22 protein-coding genes are annotated in these 20,887 nt (G+C 64.1%); 18 read left to right on the forward strand and 4 right to left on the reverse strand.

What is annotated here, in order from left to right; genetic code table 11:
* The first annotated feature begins 119 nt into the window (after window positions 1-119).
* Entirely contained in the window at window positions 120-578 is a 459-nt protein-coding gene (rplS, locus tag ING15_RS10245) for a 50S ribosomal protein L19 (RefSeq protein WP_206454708.1), read from the forward strand.
* 135 nt (window positions 579-713) lie between these two features.
* On the opposite strand, the gene ING15_RS10250 is transcribed toward rplS, so the two are convergent.
* Window positions 714-956, reverse strand: coding sequence for a DUF2061 domain-containing protein (locus ING15_RS10250; protein ID WP_206454709.1), 243 nt, complete (start codon window positions 954-956; stop codon window positions 714-716).
* Between the two features lie 310 nt (window positions 957-1,266).
* Here ING15_RS10250 and ING15_RS10255 point away from each other — a divergent pair, with 310 nt between their 5' ends.
* A complete protein-coding gene (locus ING15_RS10255) occupies window positions 1,267-2,046 on the forward strand; it encodes a transcriptional regulator (RefSeq protein WP_232845683.1) in 780 nt (259 codons plus the stop codon).
* A 15-nt stretch (window positions 2,047-2,061) separates the two neighbouring features.
* Here the strand turns inward: ING15_RS10255 and ING15_RS10260 are convergent, their stop codons facing one another.
* Window positions 2,062-3,384 (reverse strand): cation:proton antiporter, encoded by a 1,323-nt coding sequence (locus tag ING15_RS10260; protein WP_206454710.1) that lies wholly within the window; start codon window positions 3,382-3,384, stop codon window positions 2,062-2,064.
* Window positions 3,385-3,551: 167 nt separating this feature from the next.
* Here ING15_RS10260 and ING15_RS19735 point away from each other — a divergent pair, with 167 nt between their 5' ends.
* Entirely contained in the window at window positions 3,552-3,680 is a 129-nt protein-coding gene (locus ING15_RS19735) for a hypothetical protein (RefSeq protein WP_269812743.1), read from the forward strand.
* A 96-nt stretch (window positions 3,681-3,776) separates the two neighbouring features.
* Complete coding sequence (leuC, locus tag ING15_RS10265; RefSeq protein ID WP_206454711.1) at window positions 3,777-5,195, forward strand: 3-isopropylmalate dehydratase large subunit; 1,419 nt, start codon at window positions 3,777-3,779, stop codon at window positions 5,193-5,195.
* Between the two features lie 42 nt (window positions 5,196-5,237).
* Here leuC and ING15_RS10270 read toward each other — a convergent pair whose 3' ends face one another.
* Window positions 5,238-6,425 (reverse strand): GGDEF domain-containing protein, encoded by a 1,188-nt coding sequence (locus tag ING15_RS10270; RefSeq protein WP_206454712.1) that lies wholly within the window; start codon window positions 6,423-6,425, stop codon window positions 5,238-5,240.
* A 306-nt stretch (window positions 6,426-6,731) separates the two neighbouring features.
* Here ING15_RS10270 and ING15_RS10275 point away from each other — a divergent pair, with 306 nt between their 5' ends.
* From ING15_RS10275 to ING15_RS10340, 14 genes are all read left to right on the forward strand, one after another.
* A complete protein-coding gene (locus ING15_RS10275) occupies window positions 6,732-7,211 on the forward strand; it encodes a GNAT family N-acetyltransferase (RefSeq protein ID WP_206454713.1) in 480 nt (159 codons plus the stop codon).
* Window positions 7,212-7,433: 222 nt separating this feature from the next.
* On the forward strand, window positions 7,434-7,826 hold the full coding sequence (gene sdhC / locus ING15_RS10280; protein WP_206454714.1) for a succinate dehydrogenase, cytochrome b556 subunit: 393 nt from the start codon (window positions 7,434-7,436) through the stop codon (window positions 7,824-7,826).
* Window positions 7,827-7,837: 11 nt separating this feature from the next.
* Complete coding sequence (gene sdhD / locus ING15_RS10285) at window positions 7,838-8,218, forward strand: succinate dehydrogenase, hydrophobic membrane anchor protein (RefSeq protein ID WP_206454715.1); 381 nt, start codon at window positions 7,838-7,840, stop codon at window positions 8,216-8,218.
* A 2-nt stretch (window positions 8,219-8,220) separates the two neighbouring features.
* The gene (sdhA, locus tag ING15_RS10290) at window positions 8,221-10,083 is read left to right on the forward strand and encodes a succinate dehydrogenase flavoprotein subunit (protein WP_206454716.1); all 1,863 of its coding nucleotides are present in this window, start codon (window positions 8,221-8,223) and stop codon (window positions 10,081-10,083) included.
* A 12-nt stretch (window positions 10,084-10,095) separates the two neighbouring features.
* Window positions 10,096-10,953 carry a hypothetical protein gene (locus ING15_RS10295; protein WP_206454717.1) on the forward strand — a complete coding sequence of 286 codons (858 nt, stop codon included), beginning with the start codon at window positions 10,096-10,098 and terminating at the stop codon, window positions 10,951-10,953.
* A 129-nt stretch (window positions 10,954-11,082) separates the two neighbouring features.
* Window positions 11,083-11,736, forward strand: coding sequence for a hypothetical protein (locus ING15_RS10300; RefSeq protein ID WP_206454718.1), 654 nt, complete (start codon window positions 11,083-11,085; stop codon window positions 11,734-11,736).
* A gap of 99 nt (window positions 11,737-11,835) precedes the next feature.
* On the forward strand, window positions 11,836-12,975 hold the full coding sequence (locus ING15_RS10305) for an App1 family protein (RefSeq protein ID WP_206454719.1): 1,140 nt from the start codon (window positions 11,836-11,838) through the stop codon (window positions 12,973-12,975).
* Between the two features lie 185 nt (window positions 12,976-13,160).
* The gene (locus ING15_RS10310) at window positions 13,161-13,940 is read left to right on the forward strand and encodes a succinate dehydrogenase iron-sulfur subunit (RefSeq protein ID WP_206454720.1); all 780 of its coding nucleotides are present in this window, start codon (window positions 13,161-13,163) and stop codon (window positions 13,938-13,940) included.
* A 255-nt stretch (window positions 13,941-14,195) separates the two neighbouring features.
* Window positions 14,196-14,939 (forward strand): cell wall hydrolase, encoded by a 744-nt coding sequence (locus ING15_RS10315; RefSeq protein ID WP_408628689.1) that lies wholly within the window; start codon window positions 14,196-14,198, stop codon window positions 14,937-14,939.
* Between the two features lie 82 nt (window positions 14,940-15,021).
* Entirely contained in the window at window positions 15,022-16,485 is a 1,464-nt protein-coding gene (locus ING15_RS10320; protein ID WP_206454722.1) for an alkaline phosphatase D family protein, read from the forward strand.
* A gap of 239 nt (window positions 16,486-16,724) precedes the next feature.
* The gene (locus tag ING15_RS10325; protein WP_206454723.1) at window positions 16,725-17,117 is read left to right on the forward strand and encodes a septal ring lytic transglycosylase RlpA family protein; all 393 of its coding nucleotides are present in this window, start codon (window positions 16,725-16,727) and stop codon (window positions 17,115-17,117) included.
* 356 nt (window positions 17,118-17,473) lie between these two features.
* The gene (locus tag ING15_RS10330) at window positions 17,474-17,644 is read left to right on the forward strand and encodes a hypothetical protein (protein WP_206454724.1); all 171 of its coding nucleotides are present in this window, start codon (window positions 17,474-17,476) and stop codon (window positions 17,642-17,644) included.
* A 70-nt stretch (window positions 17,645-17,714) separates the two neighbouring features.
* Window positions 17,715-18,503: a polysaccharide deacetylase family protein gene (locus ING15_RS10335; RefSeq protein ID WP_206454725.1), complete on the forward strand. Its 789-nt coding sequence runs from the start codon at window positions 17,715-17,717 to the stop codon at window positions 18,501-18,503.
* Window positions 18,500-19,351, forward strand: coding sequence for a GNAT family N-acetyltransferase (locus ING15_RS10340; protein WP_206454726.1), 852 nt, complete (start codon window positions 18,500-18,502; stop codon window positions 19,349-19,351). The genes ING15_RS10335 and ING15_RS10340 overlap by 4 nt, the downstream gene beginning before the upstream one ends.
* A 13-nt stretch (window positions 19,352-19,364) precedes the next feature.
* Here the strand turns inward: ING15_RS10340 and ING15_RS10345 are convergent, their stop codons facing one another.
* Entirely contained in the window at window positions 19,365-20,717 is a 1,353-nt protein-coding gene (locus ING15_RS10345) for an adenylate/guanylate cyclase domain-containing protein (RefSeq protein ID WP_206454727.1), read from the reverse strand.
* Window positions 20,718-20,887 lie beyond the last annotated feature (170 nt).

The raw sequence follows: 20,887 nt of genomic DNA on the forward strand, positions 1-20,887 counted from the left end.
GACAAAGGCGGCAAAGCGGTGTATGGGCGACACCGATTTCCTCAGAATAACTTGACCGTACTCGCGGCCATGTCGGCTGAGACTGACTTTTCCGGCATGAAACGAATTGAGGCTATGCCATGAACATCATCTCCGAACTCGAGGCGGCCGAGGCCGAGCGGATCAACGCGATCCGTACCATTCCGGAATTTTCCGCCGGCGATACGCTACGCGTCAACGTCAAGGTCACCGAGGGCACGCGCACGCGTGTCCAAGCCTATGAAGGCGTCTGCATCGCGCGATCGGGCGCGGGCATCCAGGAAAACTTCACGGTCCGCAAGATTTCCTATGGCGAAGGCGTCGAGCGCGTCTTCCCGCTCTATTCGCCGCAGCTCGATTCGGTCGAGGTCGTTCGGCGCGGCAAGGTGCGGCGGGCTAAGCTCTATTATCTGCGCGATCGCCGCGGCAAGTCGGCCCGTATCGTCGAGGCCACGAATGTTCGCGCCCGCAAGCTGAACGACGACGCCCGCCAGATCCTCGTCGCCGAGCGCGACAAGGCCAAGGCCGAGAAGCAGGCGGCCAAGGACGCCGCCGAATAAGCCGACCTCTTGGTCGGACAGGATTTCAGAAGGCGGTCCTGCGGGGCCGCTTTCTTGCGTTTGGGCAGTGAAATTTTCAGGAGCACCGGCGGACGGCGTTTCCAGCATCGACCAGAAGCGCCTCTCGCCGCGCATTCAGCGATCAAGAGTCGCCGTCTCGCGGATCGTGCCGGTCGCCGAAATCCAGCCCCACCGAACACCGGCCCACACCCGCTCGTGCGCGAGATAGGTGAAGAAGCCGAGCAGGCCCGATGCGGCGGCCAGCGCGCCGCCGGAGGAGAGCGAGCCGGTAAACAGAAACCCCAGGATCGACATGGTCACGAGGCCGAGAAGCTGCCACGACGCGGCTTTCACGAGGCTTCGGCTGCGGGTTTCCATCGAAAATCTCCATGTGCATGAGCGAATTAGTCCGTCGCGATGCGCCGCATCGGTGGGCAGATTCGATTGTTTGTCGAAATCCAGGGCGCCGACGCCGGCTTGGGAGGCGGGCGGGGAGCCGACGCCCTGGGAGCAGATGTCGCGACCATAGGCTTCTCGGCTCTTCACGGGAATTCTGTGAATTCTCATGGTTTGATTCACAAATGTAGATATCGATCTGCAATCATGATAATTATCACTAATCATGGATAAACGACAAAGATCCCGCCTTTTTCGCGAGCGCCTGGCCTCTGCCATGACCTCGGCGGCGATGTCGAAGAGTGCGTTGGCGCGCGCCACCGGCGCCGATCGCTCGACCGTCTCGCTGCTCCTGTCATCCGACGAGGGGCGCCTGCCCAACGCGCAATTTGCGGCCGAATGCGCCAGCGCGCTCGGGGTTTCCTGCGACTGGCTGCTGGGGCTCACCGACCGGCGCGAGCGCAGTGCCGATGTCCTTCAGGTGGCAATGCGCATCGAGGAGGCGGCGCGGGCGCCCTCCGACAAGTCGATCTATCGCTGGCACGAGGAGGCGCGCGGCTACAAGATCCGCCACGTCCCCGCAACGCTGCCGGACATGCTGAAATCCGAGGCGGTGCTACACTTCGAATATGGTGACTTTCTCGGCCGCACGTCCGATCAGGCGATCGCCGACATGCGCGACCGCCTCGCCTATCTGAGGGCGCCGGACACCGACTACGAGATCGCCATGCCGATCGACGCGCTGGAAAGCTTCGCGGCCGGCGAGGGCTACTGGCGCGGATTGCCAAGCGCGGAGCGGCGGGTGCAACTGGAGCGGTTGGCCCGTTTGACCGAAGAGTTATATCCCTCGCTTCGGCTCTATCTCTTCGACCGGAAGAAGGTGTTTTCCGCGCCGGTGACGATCTTCGGCCCGCTGCAAGCGGCAGTCTATGTCGGCCGCTTCTATCTCGCCTTTCGCGAACGGCGGCAGGTGATGGAATTGACCCGGCATTTCGACGGCCTGGTGCGCGAGGCCGATTTCGAGGCGCGGCATACGCCGCGCTTCATCGAGGGGCTGGTCGTGCCCGACTAGGCTGGCGGGGTGTGCTCAGGTGGGGCTCGCGCGTTGCCGGTCGCCCACCGAATCCGTCCGCTTTTTCCGCCCGCCGCGCCGAATGCGGATAGGGAATGGAAATACGGTTCGCCGCTCGCTGTTTGTACGTTCCTCCCCCGCCGCTTCGATGCGGCGGCCATAGGCCCGCGCCGCCGGCGATGCCGAAATACCATGCAGCAAGACGCTCAGCAGCACCGTGAGCAGTACCGTGGTCGCAACATCGCTCATGCCTCCAGGTTCGCCGCGCTCGATGATCAGAAGAAGATAGAGGATCGAAGCCAGTCCGCGCGGACCGAACCATCCGAGAAAGACGACCGTCACTGGCAGAAGCCGCGTTCCTACGAGACTGATCGCGACCGCGAACATGCGGACCAGCGTCAGCGACAGGATTGCGTAGATGACATGCCGCCAGCCGATATCGCTGAAGATGCTCGGAAGAAGAATCGCGCCGAACAGCATAAAGACAACCAGATTGAGCAGTTGACCCTCGGTCTCGCCGAAATCCTCGATCGCTTCGAGCAGACGGCGCGACCGCGTGCCCACCACCATGCCGGCGACGAAGGCCGCGATGAAGCCGTTGCCCTCGATCAATTCCGCTCCGCTGAAGGCGAGGACGGCCAGGCCGAGAACCGAGATTTGCAGGAAGACGTGGTTCATCCACCTCCGCCTGTGTGCAAACTCGACGAGATAGGCGCCTCCGAAACCGACAATGAGGCCGGCGACGGGGCCAAGGACGATCTGCTGGGCTACGAAAAATCCCCATTCGCCCGCCGAACGTCCGCCTTGTGTTTCGATCGCCAGCGAAATGGCGATCAGTAGAACCGGGAACGCGAGCCCGTCATTGAGACCGCTTTCAACATTTAAGGCTTGCCGTATCCGCAGCGGAATCTTCTCGTTGGCGATCACCGCCTGGCCCAACGCGGCATCGGTGGGCGCCAGGATGATCCCGAGGATCGCCGCCTGCCAGAGGCCGAGTGAGGGAAAGACCAGCAGAGCCAGCCCGGCCCCGAGCAGCATTGCCAACGGCAGGCCGATGCCCAGAAGCCGCAAGGGCACGTCGTGTTGGCGATCGAGCCGCCTGATGTCGATCCGCGAGGCATCCGCAAACAGGGCCAGGACGAGCGTGATCTCGGCGAGCTCGTTGATAAAGGCATTCTCGACGGGAAGATCGACAAGATTGAGCGCCGCCGACCCGATGAGGAGCCCGAACAGCGTGAACACGATCGGCCCGGTCACGCTTCCCTTCTCGCTCTTTCGCGAAAACAGCGCGTATGCGAAGATTCCCGCTGCGATGACGAAAAGGTCGGGAGTGTTCATGCCGTGCGCCCTGCCGATTCATGCCGGTCGTCGAGGGCCGCCGTGCCGGCTATCGACTGCCATCCAAGCATAGGCGTCAACCGCCGCTCGGCCAGAGGGTGGGCTGCTCCGCTCGTGGCGACCGCCGCGTCGTTGTCACGGTCGTGCGCAGTTGCTATTTCTTGCCCATGACCAGAATTGGAAACAGGAAGGCGCGGGCGCCTCTGCCGACCAGCGAGGGCTTCGCCAAGCTCTCCGATCACGCGCGCCTGCCCGGCCGATTCTTCTACCGGCTGATCGCCGCTGACGGCCGGTAGAGCGGCCGACGAGCGCCCCGATGGCGCGCGACGCGATCCATTCTTTTCGCATTCTACCGACCGTGGCCCGAGAGGCCGCCGGACAAGGACCGAGCCATGAGCAACGCCGAAGCCAAACCCCGCACCGTCTACGACAAGATCTGGGACGAACATCTGGTCGAGGAACAGGAGGGCGGTACCTGCCTGATCTATATCGATCGCCATCTCGTCCACGAGGTGACGAGTCCGCAGGCCTTCGAGGGTCTGCGACTGGCCGGCCGCAAGGTGCGTCAGCCGGAGAAGACGCTGGCCGTCGTCGACCACAACGTTCCGACCACCGATCGCTCGCACGGCATCGCCAACGAAGAAAGCCGCATCCAGGTCGAGGCGCTGGCGAAGAACGCCGCCGATTTCGGCATCGAATATTTTAACGAGGTCGACCGGCGGCAGGGCATCGTCCACATCATCGGTCCCGAACAGGGCTTCACCCTGCCGGGCATGACCATCGTCTGCGGTGACAGCCACACCTCGACCCATGGCGCCTTCGGGGCGCTGGCGCACGGCATAGGCACCTCGGAAGTCGAGCATGTGCTGGCCACCCAGACGCTGATCCAGTCCAAGGCGAAGAACATGCTGGTGGAGGTGAACGGCCAGCTTCCCGAAGGCGTCACCGCCAAGGACATTATTCTGGCCATCATCGGCGAAATCGGCACGGCGGGCGGCACCGGCTATGTCATCGAATATGCCGGCGAGGCGATCCGCGCGCTTTCGATGGAAGGCCGGATGACGATCTGCAACATGTCGATCGAGGCGGGCGCGCGGGCCGGGCTCATCGCGCCGGACGAGACCACCTTCGCCTATATCAAGGACAAGCCGCGCGCGCCCAAGGGCGAGGCTTTCGAGATGGCCGTCGACTATTGGCGGACGCTGTCATCGGACGAGGGCGCCCATTACGACAAGGTGGTGCGGCTCGACGCAGCCAATTTACCGCCGATCGTCTCCTGGGGCTCGTCGCCCGAGGACGTCGTCTCGATCGAGGGCGTCGTGCCCGATCCGACGGCGATCCCGGACGAGAACAAGCGCAAGTCGAAGCAGCGCGCCCTCGACTATATGGGACTGACCCCCGGCACGAAGGTCACCGATATCGCGGTCGACAAGATCTTCATCGGCTCCTGCACCAACGGCCGGATCGAGGATCTTCGGGCCGTCGCCAAGGTGGTCGAAGGGCGTCGTATGGCGACGGGCGTTTCCGGCATGATCGTCCCCGGCTCGGGGCTGGTAAAGGCGCAGGCGGAGGAAGAGGGGCTCGACCGGATCTTCACGGCGGCCGGCTTCGAGTGGCGCGAACCTGGCTGCTCCATGTGCCTCGGTATGAACGAGGACCGGCTGAAGCCGCATGAGCGTTGCGCCTCGACGTCGAACCGCAATTTCGAGGGCCGTCAGGGCTCCAAGGGGCGCACGCATCTGGTGTCGCCGGCCATGGCCGCGGCGGCGGCGATCGCCGGCCGCTTCGTCGACATCAGAACCTGGAAATAGAGACTGTCGTCCGAGGCTCCAATCGGCTTTGGGCGAACGGGATTAGGCGACCCGCGAGATTGAACCGACTGCGCCCGGTTGTCTGGTTGCGACGACGGTCATCGCGGCCGCGATGACGCAGTCCCGGCCGGCTTGCTTTGCCTGGTAGAGCCTGTCGTCCGCCCGCCGATAGGCGGATTCGAAGCTCTCGCCCGGCCGGGCGGCGGCGACCCCGAAGCTGGCCGTAATCTGAATGCCGACCAGCGGCAGCGGCCAGGCGACGCCCTTTAGCGCCTCGCGGATTTCGAGAGCCCTCGCGGCGCCCGCCGATGTATCGGCTCCTTCGACGAAGATCGCGAACTCCTCGCCGCCCATTCGTCCGGCAAAGCCGAGGCGATCGGCGAACAGACCGAGAAGCGCCCCCAAGCCGGCGATCACCATGTCGCCGGCCGCATGACCATTGCGGTCGTTCACGGCCTTGAAGTGGTCGACGTCGATCAGGACGAGCGCACCCTCGGCTTCCCGGCGCTCCGTGGCGGCGCGTAGTTGCAACTCGAAACCGCGGCGATTGAGGAGGCCCGATAGAAGGTCCGTCTCGGAGGAGACGCGATAGCGCTCGACGGCATCGAGACCGATGGCGATGAGCGCGGTGAAGGCGAACAGAAGACCGAACGCAATGCCGCCGAGCTGGAAGAAAAACGCCCAGCTCGACTGTCGCCAGTCGGCCATTGTCAGCTGGGGAGACGGATCGAGGAGAAACCAGACGTTCTGCGCCAGCAGGTTTGTTGCCAAAAGCAGGGCGAGTGCGAACAAGGCCCGGTTGACCGGTTTTTGCAGATTGCCCCACATTCGTGTGGCGGCGAAAAGCGCGAAGGCGGCGCATCCGGTCTGCACGGCGGCGATCTCCGTCGGAACGCTGTCGTAGAAGACCAGAGCGAGTCCGGCCACGACAAGCGTCAGCGCGACCACGGCCAGGGCGGCGCAGTCGTGCGGACGGCGCTGGAACCGCTGGGATATGCCGCGCGCCATCGCCATCATGGCGAACAGGAACAGGGAATCTTCGAAGATCGCTTTTGCGGCGCCGTAGTCCCCGCCTGGAAAGACCGCCGTCGCATAGCCGATGGCCGCCAGCGCGTATGCGATGCCCCATGAGACCCCGCCGGGAACGGTGACGCCGAGGACGAGGAAGACCCCCGAGATCGCCGCAAGAGCGAGAGGCACGCACCAGGCCAGAATGTCTGCTTCGCTCATGGCGGCTCGTAATCGAAAGACGGCCACGGGGCCGTGCGGGGTGACGGCGCCCCGATCCGTTGCTTGGAGCCATCGTATCTGGCTTAAGTTAACGCACCGCTTAAGTTGATCGTAGTATTGGCTCTGACTAGATCCGGAAATTGCTTTTAAAAACGGTGTGGTGACAGAGGCATGACGGAGGGGGATGCGGCCATCATTGGAGATTTGCGTGGCGGTCGTGCTGATCGGGCATGGCGCAAGCGAATCGGCCTCAGGGCCGGTCGCGAGGCTTGACGCCGGCCCCCGCAGGCGTGAAAGGCTTTTGCCATGGAAACGCTGGCCCCCGACATCGATATCAGGCGACTGCGCCTCAGCGACGCGCGCGATCTGGCACCGTTGATCTCGGCCTACAACCAGTCGCTTTTTCGCGGTGCGCCGGGGCCTCCGGACACCTATTACGCCGAGCAGCTGCTGCAGGACCGGACAGCGGAATTGCTCGGCGCGCGGCTGGATGGCGAGCTCGTCGGCTTCGTTCTGTTCTATGACATCCCGGATGTGTGGACCGGCATGCGCTCGGGGCTCGCCGACCACATCTATGTGGATCATCGGCATCGCCGCAAAGGCATCGCCAAGGCGATGATCGATCTGCTTGCCGACGAGGCGGACGGGCGCGGCTGGTCGAAACTGGTTCTGCATTCGCCGAGGAATCCGGGCAATGGGCGCCGGCTCTATGAAAAGATCGCCGATCCCGCGGACTGGTCGAGCTACGTGATCCGCTTTATCGACCGGGAGCCCCCGCCGACGTGATTCGAAAGCAGCAAGGAAGGTGCCGGACCTGTCTGGGCGAGTTGCGCCCTCTTGCCGCGCCTAATCGATTAAGCTGGCCTCGCCGTCCCGACTGCGATGCGAGAGACTTGCTTTCGCAGTTGCGATAAGCCTTTTAGGGTTCATCCGATCGCGCTGTGCGGCGTGAGGCCTTTGCCTATATGCTGCGTGGCGCAAGGGAAATTCGAGGACGAGAGAGCACCGATGTCCGACGCCCCACCCCCGCGGCCCCTCTCGCCGCATCTCAGCATCTACAAATTCCGCCCCACCATGGCGATGTCGATTCTGCATCGAATCACCGGCAGCGCGCTTTACGTCGGCACGCTGTTCTTCGTCTGGTGGCTGGTCGCCGCGGCCAGTGGTCCTGAGGCCTTCTCCTATGCCTCGTCGTTTTTCGGCTCCATCGTCGGCCGGTTGATCTTGTTCGGCTACAGCTGGGCATTGCTCCACCACATGTTCGGCGGCATCCGCCACCTCATCTGGGACACGGGGCACGGGCTTGGCAAGGAAACCTCGACCCTTCTGGCCCAGGCGACGCTGGTGGCATCGCTGGCCGTCACGCTGATCCTGTGGGTCGGCATCCTGGTCTTCGGTTGAGGGAGCGCGCCATGACCGACATGAGAACACCTTTGCGCCGCGTCCGAGGTCTCGGATCGACGCGCGGCGGCACCGATCATTTCTGGCAGCAGCGGCTGACCGCCGTCGCCAACCTGTTTCTGATCAGCTTCTTCGTGATCCTCGTCATCGCCCTTCACAACGAGAGCTATGCGGATGTGAGAGCCGCCTTCGCTAATCCGCTCGTCGGAATCGCCATGGCGCTGGTGACCGTGTCGGCGGCGGTTCACATGAAAATCGGCATGCAGGTGATCATCGAGGACTATGTCCACGGCGATGCGAAAGTGCCGCTGCTCATCCTCAACACCTTCTTCGCGGTCGCCGTCGCCGGCGCGAGCCTGTTCGCGATCGTCAAGATGAGCTTCGGAGTCTGACCATGGCAACGAATGGAACCGCCGACGGCAATAGAGCCGGGCAGCCGCATCGCAGCGCCCCGGCCCAGAACGGCAAGGCCTATCCCGTTACCGACCACACCTTCGACGTCGTCGTCGTCGGGGCCGGCGGCGCCGGTCTTCGCGCGACCCTTGGCGCCGCGCAGGCCGGACTCAAGACCGCCTGCATCACCAAGGTGTTCCCGACGCGCTCGCACACCGTGGCCGCGCAGGGCGGCGTCGCCGCTTCGCTCGGCAACATGGGCAAGGACGACTGGCGCTGGCACATGTACGACACCGTCAAGGGGTCGGACTGGCTGGGCGACCAGGACGCCATCGAATATCTGGTGCGCGAGGCGCCGGCCGCGGTTTATGAGCTGGAGCATTTCGGCGTGCCCTTCTCGCGTACCGAGGATGGCAAGATCTACCAGCGGCCCTTCGGCGGTATGACCACCGATTTCGGCCAGGGTCCGCCTGCCCAGCGCACCTGTGCCGCCGCCGACCGGACCGGGCACGCGATGCTGCATACCCTCTACGGGCAGTCGCTACGCCACTCCACCGAGTTCTTCATCGAATATTTCGCCATCGACCTGATCATGGACGAGGAGGGGGTCTGCCGGGGCGTGATCGCGCTCTGCCTCGACGACGGCACGCTGCATCGCTTCCGCGCCAAGAAGACGATCCTGGCCACCGGCGGCTACGGCCGCGCCTATTTCTCCGCGACCTCGGCCCACACCTGCACCGGCGACGGCAACGCCATGGCGCTCAGGGCGGGCCTGCCGCTGCAGGATATGGAGTTCGTGCAGTTCCACCCAACCGGCATCTACGGCGCCGGCTGCCTGATCACCGAGGGCTCGCGCGGCGAGGGCGGCTATCTCACCAATTCCGAGGGCGAGCGCTTCATGGAGCGCTACGCGCCGTCGGCCAAGGATCTGGCGTCGCGCGACGTGGTCAGCCGGGCGATGACGCTGGAAATTCGTGAGGGGCGCGGCGTCGGCAAGCAGAAGGACCACATCTTCCTGCACCTCGACCACCTCGATCCGGCGGTGCTGCACGAGCGGCTGCCCGGCATTTCGGAATCGGCAAAGATCTTCGCCGGGGTCGACGTGACCCGCGAGCCGATTCCGGTGCTGCCGACGGTCCACTACAATATGGGCGGCATACCGACGAACTATCACGGCGAGGTGCTGACCAAGAACGGCGGTAATCCCGATACTGTCGTGCCGGGGCTGATGGCGGTAGGCGAGGCGGCCTGCGTCTCCGTCCACGGGGCCAATCGGCTCGGCTCCAATTCGCTGATCGATCTCGTCGTGTTCGGCCGTGCCGCGGCGCTGCGCTGCGCCGAAACCGTCACGCCCGGCGAGGGCCACGCGCCGCTGCCGGCCGATGCCGGCGACAAGGCGATCGCCCGCCTCGACCGGTTCCGCCATGCCGCCGGCTCGACGCCGACGGCCGAACTCCGTAACCGGATGCAGCAGACCATGCAGTCGAACTGCGCGGTGTTCCGCACCGGCGAGGTTCTGGAGGAGGGGCACCAGAAGATTCACGAGGTCTGGTCCGCCTCGGAAGATGTCAGGGTGACCGACCGGTCGCTGATCTGGAACACCGACCTCGTCGAGACGCTCGAATACGACAATCTGATCGCACAGGCGGTGGTGACGATGGATTCGGCGCGCAATCGGACGGAATCGCGCGGCGCCCATGCCCGCGAGGATTTCCCCGACCGCGACGACGCCAACTGGATGAAGCACACGCTGTCGTTCTGCGACACCGATGCCAGGACCGTGACACTCGAGGACCGGCCGGTGCATGCCTATACGCTGTCGAACGAGATCGACTATATTGAGCCGAAAACGCGGGTGTATTGATCGACAATCGGCATGGCGGAATTTGGCAGGTGTAAGCTAACCGGGAAACACGGGCGATTGGTAAAGTCCCATATCATCCCCCGAGCCTTCACCGACCTTGTCTTGGACCATATTACCAGAGTCGAATATGGCTGTGGGTCCGATAGGCCGGTCGTCAGGAGAAGTAGCTGGTTCGACAACAAGCTGGTTACCAAAGAAGGTGAGGACATCCTTGCTCGGATCGATTCGGACGCGGTCAACGAAATAGATCGGCTCGGCTTGGCATGGCGTAGCTTTCCATTGACGGAAAATGCGGGGCGTTATTCGCTACCGGGCGCAGAGTTTGAGATTCTAACGCTTTATGATGTTAATTCGGAAAAGCTTAGACTATTCTGCCATAGTCTCCTGTGGCGGGCTAGTTTTAGTAGACGGTCGGAGTTTAGGGAAATTCGTATCGACCCAGTCGCAAAAAGAAAGCTGACGAACATTATTGTGGGAAGAGTTGAAGCGTCGCTTTCGGACTTCCCATGCTCGTTGATGCTGATAACGTCAATCGGGCAGCGGCATGTGCATAGTCCGTGTCGCGTGAAAATTCCTGTCTTTGGTTATAACAATGAAACATACGCGGACTTAAAGGTATTTCGTTTCTTTGTAGATGGATTGATAATCTATACGGGCAGGAAATTGTCTGATAAAAATCTGCTGAAATTTTGGGGCAATCGCGTAATCGGTGCATCCAACCAGCTTATGGTGCTGGGTAGAAAATTCGAAGGCTCTCGGCAGGAGGCAATGCTTAATTTCTTTCAGGATGAAATGTCTGAAAAATTTCCGGAGAACGCGGCGCGCATCTATCAATACCTCAACAACGAGAAGCTCCGAAACGCGCCCTAATTTTCGGGTCTAACCGTTACAGAAGGGGGAACCGGTCTGCCACAACCCGTCCATTGCCCTAGATATTTCTCGGGCACCGGTGACCGGTCCGCTTGAGCGGCCGACATTCAGTCATTTCGGAGGAACTGCATGAACCGATCAACAGGCGCCGGGCTCGCGGTAGTTGCCGCGCTCGCTCTGATGAATGCGCCAGCCCTTGCGCAATCGACGACCGAGGTGCCGAAGACCCGAAGTGAAGGGATTGCCGAGGCCGAAGCGGGTGGACCTGCGCAAGGAGTCCCGACGCCGACCAACCCAGCCGCGACGGAAACGCCCGAGAAACCGGCCGCTTCGGGCGGCGAGGCGAGCGATGCGACGGCCTCCGGTTCGCCGGCGGGCTCGGCGACGTCAGCGGCCGGGTCAGGTACGGTGGAGAGCGAGGGCAGCGCCATGCCGTCGAACGAGGTCGGCGAGAAATTCGAGCTGCCCCGCGTCAGCGGCGACAATCAGATCGAGATGATCGCGGGGCTCTGCGGCGTGCAGATGAAGCAGATGACGCCGGCCGCGTGCACCTGTCTTGCGACTGAAGCGATGAGCGAATTGTCAGACCCGCAGCGCGATTATCTGATTGCCAGTGTGGTGGCGCCGCCGGTCGCCGACCGCATGCTCAAGGACCGCCGCGTTAGCGAATCCGATCAGAAAACGATTTTCGCCTTCCTCAACACGACGTCGGACGCCTGCGCGACCGGAACGTTCGTTCCGGCACAGAACGGCAAGTCAGAGGCGCCGGCGCCCGCCAAATAGTCCTCGCGACGGAAGGGGCCGGTTGTGAAGCGACCGGCCTTTCGTCCGCCAGCAAGATTTTTTCTCGCCGAGCCATCGCGCAGCCCTATCGTCTGCGCGATGGCTCACGACAAAATTCACGCGCTCGCGCACCGCGCCGAAAATCTATGGGACAGAGCTCGCTTCCGGGCGAAGCGGGCGACCGGCCTTCTGGGCACGCCGATTCTTCTGGCCTATCGCGGGTTTCAAACGCCGCATGGGCTGTGGCTGCGCGGCCGGGTCATCGAGGATCAGGGCGTGATCTCGGCCGAACACTCCGAGTCGATCGTCGGCAATATGTGGCTCAGTCTCAAACGCTATGAGACCGACGAGGTCAGGGACGCGCGAATTGCCTATTCGACGGGCAGCATCACCGGCGAGGTGACGACCGACGAAGAGGGATATTTCGATCTGACCATCGAACACCCCGCGCTGAGCGAGGCGGCCCCTTGGCTTCCCGTCGAACTGATCCTCACCGAAGTGCCGCATTACAACGTGCGGCCGCTGGGAGCGAAAGCGGAAATCCGCATCGTTTCGCCAAAAGCCCGGTTCGGCGTCATCTCCGATATCGACGACACCATCGTGAAGACCGGTGCCACCAATTTCCTCAAGCACTGGCGGACGGTGGCGGCGAATTCGGCCGAGAGCCGGACCGCTTTTCCCGGCGTCACGCACCTTTACCGCGGGCTCGCAGAGGGCGAGGCGGGCCCGCAAACCAATCCGATCTTCTATGTCTCGTCCAGCCCCTGGAACCTGTTCGATCTGTTCGAGCGCTTCATGGTGCTGCACGATATTCCGCTCGGTCCGATGCTTCTGAAGGATTTCGGCCTCGACGCCACCAAATGGCTGACGGGCGGCCATGACGACCACAAGCTGACGATGATCGAGCGGGTGATGGCAGCCCATCCGCAACTGCCATTCGTGCTGGTCGGCGATTCCGGTCAGCGCGACGCCGTGATCTACGCCGAAGCGGCGCGCCGCTATCCGGACCGCGTCCTGGCTGTCCACATCCGCGACGTGACGGCGGGGCACCTCGCGCAGGAGGCCGACGAGGGTGTTGCCAGCCTGAAGCGCGCCGGCGTAGCCGTCACCGTGGCGCCGACGCTAGAGGAAGCGGCGGTCCACGCCGCCGAATCGGGGCTGGCGCGACCCTCCGTTCTCGAAGAGGTTCGCGGGGCCATTGAACAGAGGCGCCGGGAGGAGGGCCGTGTAGACGGCTAGGCCGCCGGCCCTGGATAGAGGCCGCACGGCGACATGGAAGGGGGCGTCGCCTGCCGGCGGGGCCGGTTCGCATCGGCACCGCGCCTATTCGGACGATCGGGCCACTCCTGCGCCGTTTCGTCTCTGGTGTTTTGCAGCGCACGCTTTATGTTGCGGCCAATCCAACCGGCACCGGATAAAGCGTCATGGTCGAACTCGCCCTTCCGAAGAATTCCACGATCAACCACGGCAAGGTGTGGGACAAGCCGGCGGGGGCGACGAACGTCCGCGAATTCAAAATCTACCGCTGGTCGCCGGATGATGGGGAGAATCCTCGCACGGACACCTTCTACGTCGATACCGACGACTGCGGGCCGATGGTCCTCGACGCGCTGCTGTGGATCAAGAACCGGGTCGATTCCACGCTGACTCTGCGCCGCTCGTGCCGCGAGGGCATCTGCGGTTCCTGCGCCATGAACATCGACGGTTCCAACACGCTCGCCTGCACCAAGGGCATGGACGAGATTGCCGGGCCGGTGAAGGTCTATCCGCTGCCGCATATGCCGGTGGTCAAGGATCTGATCCCGGATCTGACAGTGCCCTACGCCCAGCTTCGCTCGATCGAGCCCTGGCTGAAGACCGAGACGCCGGAGCCGGAGAAGGAGTGGCGCCAGAGCCACGCGGATCGCGAGAAGCTCGACGGCCTCTACGAGTGCATTCTGTGCTTCTGCTGCCAGACCTCGTGCCCATCCTATTGGTGGAACGGCGAACGCTATCTCGGCCCGGCGGTGCTGCTTCAGGCCTATCGCTGGCTGATCGATTCCCGCGACGAGGCGACGGGCGAACGGCTCGACGATCTGGAGGATCCGTTCAAGCTGTATCGCTGTCACACGATCATGAACTGCACCCAATCCTGTCCGAAGGGGCTGAATCCCGCCAAGGCGATCGCCGAAATCAAGAAGATGATGGTCGAGCGCCGCGTCTGATCGCGGGTGCTTGTCGATTTCTCGCTGCGAGGGAACGCCGCGTGTGCGGCGACTCTGTCACACTGACGGTCAAAACGGCCGCGATGGGTCGTAAACGCGACGCCGGTCCAATTTCCGGACATTTTCTCCCGTCACGGATGCGGGATGACGAGCATCCGATCTTTCCGCCGACTCGCGAGCGTATCCACCATCCTGTTCCCCTTCGTTCTCGCCGCCTGCGTCGGAACGCCGGAGATTGAGGATGTGATCAAGCCGATGAGCTACGGCCCGAGCCAGGAGTGTTTAGCGCGGGCGATGTATTTCGAATCCAACCGCTCCAGTCCCGACGGGATGCTGGCGGTCGGCACCGTGGTGATGAACCGGGTGGAATCGGACCGCTATCCCGGTGATGTCTGCGAGGTCGTCGGGCAGCCGCGCCAGTTCGCCCCCGGTGTGATGACCCGCCAGATGGGGGCCGGCAAGGAACTCGCCATGCAGACGGCCGCCGAGGTACTCTCCGGCAAGCGGCATGGCGGCGTCGAGAACGCCAAGTTCTTTCATACGGCGGGACTGAAATTTCCCTATAACAACATGAACTACAAGGCGATTGCCGGCGGCAACGCGTTCTATGAAAAGGTGTCGCGCCGGCGTCGTCCAGACGTCAGGATTGCCTCTCAGGCGGAAATTCGCGGGACGGGAGCCTCCGGCGCCATCAACCGGATTCGGCGGAAGCCGACGGAGAAGACCGACGCCGAGACGCAAGTGGCCGCGGTCGCGAAGACAGAGGCGCGGACGCCGGATGACAGTCAGTTTCTGGCACTGTGGCAGGGCCTGGCCGCCGGGCAGCCCGTCCCAAGGCCGGCCAAGGCGCAGGCCGCAGCCGCTGTCCCGCAGGGGAAGTCCGCGAGGCTTTCGGGCGCGACCGCCTTGCCGGGCGTCTCGGCCGAGCCCACGGCTGAACCCTCTCTCGCGGTGGCGAACGATCCGGCATCCGAAGTGGGCGGAAACCTCGGCCAATAGACTTATATCCGGAGGCAACGCCGCCGCCGCTCTCCCGGGCGGTTGATGCGCGGGCGTTGGACGGCAATCCGGGCAGGGATCGATGATCGTTGAACAGGGCAAGGATGGTCCGGCCGTCGACCGGGTCGGACCGATTCTTTATGCGCGCGGCGGCGACGGTCATCGCAACCGCCTGGCCGCGCTGGTCGTGCGGCCAGAGACAGACGAGCCGCCGCCGCTGCACGTTGGCGAAGAGGGCGTGGCGATAAAGCCCCGGCCGATCGCCACGCTGTTCGGCGTCGTGGTCTGGCGGTACGATTTCTCGTTGCCGGCAGGCCGGCCCGCCGCCTACCGGCTGGGCGGCGAGCGGTTCGAAATCGCTCCGCCCGACGATCCGGGCGTTCGGATTGCCTATGTCTCCTGCAACGGCCAGGAGCACGGCGATCTGGACCGCGGCGTCGGCGAGCGCGACGCGATGTGGAGCCGTCTCGTCGAAGAACATGGGCGCGCGCCTTTCGCACTGATGCTGCAGGGTGGCGACCAGCTCTATGCCGACGACGTATTGAGCGCGCACGAGGTGGTTCGGCGCTGGTCCGAGCGGCCAAAGCGCCAGCGGGCGGACATTGCCTTCACCGATGACGTGCGCGAGGCGGTCCGGCGCTTCTATTTTCGTCGCTATCTGACGACCTTCGCCCGTCCGGCAATGCGGACCCTGGCGGCGCGCATTCCTTCCATCATGATGTGGGACGATCACGACATCTTCGACGGCTGGGGCAGCCATCCCGAGCCCCTGCTCGACAGTCCGGTCGGGCTAGGCCTCTTCGCGGCGGCGCGGGAGATGTTTCTTCTGTTCCAACTCGCGGCCAACGAGGGCGCCATGCCCGACATCGCGTTCGATAGAAGCGGACGGACGCTCGGCGTGGCCGTGCGCTATCCGGGCCTGTCCATCCTTGCTCCCGATCTGAGGAGCGAGCGGCGCCCGGACCGGGTGATGGGCGACGCCGGCTGGTCCGGGTTCGAACGCGCCATGGCCGCGACGCCCGATGGCGAGGCCATCCTGTTGATGTCGAGCGTTCCCGCACTCGGCCCACGGTTGAGCTGGGTGGAGGCCGTCGCCGACATCGTTCCCAAGATTCGCGAGCTGGAGGACGATCTGCGCGATCAGTGGCAGAGCCGCGCGCACCGGGAGGAGTGGAAGCGCTTCCTGCGCCTGATCGCCGAACGCCAGGAGGGCCATCGCGGTTGTATCACGGTGGTGTCCGGCGAAATCCACCTCGCCACCCGTGGCGAGATGCGGCTGAAGGACGGCTCGACCCTGCACCAGCTCGTCGCGTCCGGCATTTCACATCCGGCGCCGCGCGATTTTTATCCAATGATGCTCGGTCTCCTGGCGCGGGTCGGCGAAAGCCCGCTGCCGAAGCGGAAAATCCGCCTTCGGCCGCTGCCGTCGCAGCGTGCGATCTATACCGCGGAGCGGAACTACTTGGTTCTCACGCTCGTGGATGCCTCCTGGACGGTGCAATGGGAGCTAGAAGACAGCGGCCGCACGCCGTTGCTCTCGCTGTAAAAGGCGGCCGACGATTGTGATTCAGGCGCCGAATGTGGCCAGTTGCGATGCCGTTGCCGCGTTGACTTGGCCGACGCATCCCGATGTCCCAGGTTTGGCGGGATGTTGCGGCCAAATCGAGAAAAGTTCCATGATCACGGAATGACCCCATTGCTGCCAGGGTCCGTTCAATTTTTCGTCACAGCAATTACCGACAAGGCCGGCGTCGCGAATGTCGCAACGCAACATTAGGACTTGTCATGAAGCTTCTGCCCCAGGCCGCGCTGGCCGCCGCCCTCTTCGCCAGCACGCTGGTTACCGGATACACCGCCAGTGTCGCGCCTGTCGCCGCGCATGGTGTCCACAAAGCCGCTTCGGGCGCGGCCTCCTATTACGGCAAACGCTTTCACGGCCGCACGACCGCCAACGGCGAAAAGTTCAACATGAACTCGATGACGGCGGCGCACAAGACGTTGCCTTTCGGCACCAAGGTCCGGGTCACCAACCAGCGCAACGGCAAGTCCGTCGTCGTCCGCATCAATGATCGCGGCCCTTATGCCGGCGGTCGCGTCATCGACCTGTCCAAGGCAGCCGCCTCGAAAATCGGCATGATCCAGTCGGGCACCGCCCGGGTCACTCTCGACGTCGTCTGATCGAGCGACGCGCCGGGGCGACCGAGCGCCGCCACTGCATAGAGGCCGGTGAGGCCTGGGGATGACGGGAGCAATGGGGCCCGTCGGAACGCGAGGGGAAGGGGAGCAGGTCACTCCCTCCCGATGCCAGGCGGTGAACGCGCCGCGACGCAATTCCTTCCGCATCAATCTGTTGGTTCAGAGCGTCCGCTTCCCTCGGGCTGTTGGTTCAGAGCGTCCGCTTCCCTCGGGATCGGGCGCTTTCCTCATCTGGATCGGCCTTGTTCGATGCTGCCCCACTTGCTGACAGGCTGGCCGCCCGGGAACGGATACGGCCATTCGCCGGTTTCCTCGTCAGGAAACCGAGGAGCGCGACGATGCCGGACCCCAAAAATACCCAAGAGCCGCAAGCGCCCGATGGCGACGTTCTCGGCAACGCCGTGGAGCGGACCGACAATGCCTTTCGCGGCAAGAAGGATGGCGAGCGTCTGATCGGCAAGGACATCCCGATCGAGGAGCAGGATGCGGAGGAAGAGGAAAAATACTGACACGGACCCGGTGCTGAAACCGACGACCCGGCCGATTGCCCGCAAACCATGTTCCCGCTAAGCGTCGGCGATGTCAGGCACCGACGCGCTTCTCCATGAACTCGACCACTGGATGGCCGAAGGCCGAACCGTGGTTCTGTGGTGGCGCGACGACGACGCGGCGCAGCCCACTCCCGCGCTCGTCCGCCTCGTCGCGGCGGCGCGCCGTCACGGCGCGCCGCTGGCCCTGGCGGTGATCCCGGCGCGCATGTCCGATGCGCTCATTCCGTCCATCGACGACCCGCTGGTCAGCGTCCTGCAGCACGGATTCGCCCACCAGAACCACGCGGCAGCGAGCGAGCGCGCAGTGGAATGCGGCGGCGATCGGCCCGCAATGGCCGTCCTCGACGAGCTCGCTGCCGGCCGCGCGCGCCTGACCGCTGCTTTCGGGTCGCGATTTAGCCCGGTCATGGTGCCACCGTGGAATCGCATCGAGCCGGCGATCGCGACGGCGCTTCCCGATCGGGGCTTCGGTGGCCTTTCGGTCTTCGGCCCCCGCGCCGCCACCCAGGCGGGGGCCGGAAGCTTCGCGGTCAACGCTCATCTGGACCTTCTGACTTGGAAGGGTGGAGCGCGCTTCGCCGGGCGCGACAAGCTGCTCCGGCTTTGCGCGGAGCGGCTGGCCGATCGCCGCTGCGGCCGGACCGATCCCGACGAACCCTTCGGTCTTCTCACCCACCATCTCGACCATGACGCCGAGACCTGGGCATTTCTCGACGAGATCCTGGGTTTGCTCGCCGCGCACCCGGCGGTGCGCTGGACCGAAGCCGGCACGCTGTTCGCGAACGCCGCGCCCGGCTCCAAAGCAGCGCGGCGATGAGCGTCGTCGTCAGACCGGCCGTCGAGACCGATATCGAGGCGGTGGCGCGGCTTCTTCACGAACATATGAATGCGAAGATTCCGCCCGAACGCTGGCGGCTGCTCCTCGACTATCCCTGGCGGCCGGACGGGGTCGAGCGGGGCTGGCTGGTCGAGGATCGCGGCGTCGTCGTCGGCTTCATGGCGACCATCTACAGCGACCGGGACATCGCCGGGCAAACGCGTCGCTTCTGCGACCTGTCCTCCTGGTATCTGCTTGCCGATTACCGCGGTGACGGCACCGGCGACACGCTGCTCCAGGCGGGGATGGCGAAACCGGACGTGACCTATCACACGATGACCGCCCGGCGGGCGACGGGGCGAAAGATCCGCGCGTTGGGTTTCGACATTCTCGACGATACACGCAGCCTGTTCCGGCCCCTTGCGGAACCGCGCTCCGCGCCGCTGCCCTGTATCAGCGATAGGGCTGATATCCACACGCGGCTGACGCCGCCACAACGGGAGATGTTCGCCCGCCATGCCGGTTTCGATCTGCATCAGGCGATCGTCGACGGCGTCTGGCTGGTCTGGCAGCGCAAGCTGAAGGGCGAGGCGATCGCCTATCACGAAATTTTGCACGCCAGCGATCCGGCGTTTCTGTCGGCGAACGCGCAAGCCGTGGCCGATACGATCGCGACCGGCGAGCGGGGCGTATTGGCGGTGGATTCGCGCTGGATTGCGCCGGCGGACGATCCCGGCACCATCGAGCGGATCGTCCTGCCGCGCTGGTACCGCTCGCCGGACCTCGAGCGCCGCGACATCGACCACCTCTATTCCGAAGTGATCCTGCTTGATCAGAAGCTACCCTGACGGCCGGCCTGGTTCAGGCGGCCATGACGACGAGATCTGTAGGCTTTTCGACGCCGGCGACGCGACAGCCTACGCGTTGCGTAACCTGCTCGGCGGCGGAGAAACCCTGAATGCATGCCAGATCGTAGGTCGATCGGGTGGTGAGGGCGGACGTCGCCTCCGCCTTGTTGTGTTTCTCCAGCTTCGCCGCAAGGTTCACGGCATCGCCGATGACGGTGTATTCCAGGCGGAACTCGTCGCCGAGCGCGGCGAAGACAACCGGGCCGGCGGTGGCTGCGCCGTTGACCCGCAGCGAGCCGTCACCGTGTTCTGCGCTCATTCGCCGCGACCACTGCCGCGCCACGTCCATGATCTCGACGAGGGCGCGCAGCGCGTCGGCCGCCGCCGTATGCGAAGGCGAGGTCGCGCCGAAAGTCGCGAGCAGGCCGTCGCCGAGATATTTGTCGACGATCCCGCCATGGCGCTGGATGATTGGGACGATCAGCGCGTGCAGGCCGACCAGGGCCGCGACCACCCGCTTCGGTTCGTTGGCCTCGACGAATCTGGTGAACCCGCGAATGTCGAGAACGATGATCGCCGCGTCCCGTTCTTCCGCGTCGCCCGCGACCACCGCCACCGGCGACTTGGTGATGGCCCGCTCGACGTCGGCGGGAAGAAAGCGGCGGATTTCCTCACGTTCGACATGCTCGAGCACCGCCGCCGCAAGCAATCGCTTGGCGCGCGTCAGCGCCAGCGCGAGAACGATGGTCAGGACGAGGATAGCGACGATCTTGTCGATTTCCGCGCCGACGAGGATGCGATCGCTTTGGATATACTCGACGAAACTGCGGGTTATCGCCTGCATCCCCGCCGCGTGTATGGCGTAGAACGTCATGCCGACCCACCCGAGGGCGGCGATGGCGCCGATCGAGATCACCCAGATTGGATCGAATCGCAACGCGCGGATGGCGATGAAGATAAAGACGTACATCACCGTCGGCGCTTGCAGGGAGAAGCCGGCGCTTTGGCCGTACTGGATGTGAAAATACCAGATCAGTCCGTACAGCAGCGCGATGTCGACCAGCATCGACACGACCAGGAACCAGCCGGGCAACCGGATCCGATAGGACAGAAACAGGCGGAGCGCGGTGAAGGCGAGATAGATCGCCAGACTGACCGGCACCGGCTGTTGCATCAAGGCGTCGCTCGGACGCGGGGAGATGAGATAGAGAAGCGTGATGAAAACGCCGATGGCGAACTGCACCCACCCGATCAGTCGCTCGCTGACGGCCTCGAACTCCGCGACGACCTCCTGCACCCGGTCCGGAATCGCGGCGGCGGTCCGACGCCCCGCAAAGGGGGATACGAGTTTGGCGCGTTTGCTCATACCCGCGATCGAATCGGCCCGCCCGTGAACGGTCCGTCGCCTTCCTATGTCGCCGTTGGCCCATCAATTGGGCGGTGCCACGCCGGGCTGGAATGTGCGAGGGATAGTGCGATCTTGCGCCTCAAAAGGAAAGTCGCCAGTGTGGCGTGCAGAGAGCACGGCACGAGCGC

The sequence above is a fragment of the Aurantimonas marina genome, assembly GCF_017183135.1.
In the GTDB taxonomy this organism is placed as follows: Bacteria; Pseudomonadota; Alphaproteobacteria; order Rhizobiales; family Rhizobiaceae; genus Aurantimonas; species Aurantimonas marina.